Below are 856 nucleotides of genomic sequence, written 5' to 3' on the forward strand. Positions count from 1 at the left end.
ATGTCAATCGGCTTGCGCTTACGTCTGCCGATCCGGTCACGCAAGGACGCTGGCGTATTCAGCGTCTGTAAAACTCGTCCGTAAGCCTCGTAAACACTCACACCAGCCTGATAAAGCTGTGTCGGTTTAGTGTTGGGTTTTGAACTGATCAATAATGAGCGCAGATACCAGTTTCCATCCGCATTGTTAGTACCATTCTTATAAAGACGGTAGGCATAGGCACCAGCTACAATGGCAGGATCTCCTCTATAATTATAGTCGCCAACCAGATTGAAAATACCATTTGATGCCCCCAGGACATCAATAACCTTGATACCTTCAGTCGTCTGTGCCCCCGCTCCCCCGACGTTTTTGATCACAAGATGGGTTGAACCCGATGTGCTGCCTTTCACTACAAGTTTGTCAGTCTTTGAGTGATCCCCGCCCAACACGGTTGATAAAGTCACTGTGCCGTTATTGCCCTTGTAATCACTTGCGATAGTCAGTGTACGCCCGACATTTTTGTTATCTCCGCCAAAGAACACTCTGCCACTGTTATTCAAAGCGGAAATTGTTGTGTCATGGTTGAAATAAAGATTACCCGCATTATCAATATTACTGGTGATACTTCCCATTTTATTTCTGTCACCCAGACGTAACGCACTGCCGGATAATATCTTGACAGTACCGACATTCATATCGTGGGTATAGGTAAGATCCAGATTTTCCGTTGTAGCCCCTTTTCCCCCGATGGTGACAACTGAATTTTTCGACCCGGACACATTGCCCTTCAGGGTTGCATTTGGGCCAGACATATAAAGACTGGCGTTGCCAAGTTCCACATCGCCATCAATAGTGCCTGAATTAGAAATACCAT

1 protein-coding gene is annotated in these 856 nt (G+C 46.1%); it reads right to left on the reverse strand.

The genetic code is table 11. The features are described from left to right. Positions 1–856 (reverse strand): autotransporter outer membrane beta-barrel domain-containing protein (locus Xind_RS19635; RefSeq protein ID WP_187650955.1); only part of this gene is annotated, 856 nt, incomplete at both ends.

The sequence above is a fragment of the Xenorhabdus indica genome (genome assembly GCF_014467235.1).
In the GTDB taxonomy this organism is placed as follows: Bacteria; Pseudomonadota; Gammaproteobacteria; order Enterobacterales; family Enterobacteriaceae; genus Xenorhabdus; species Xenorhabdus indica.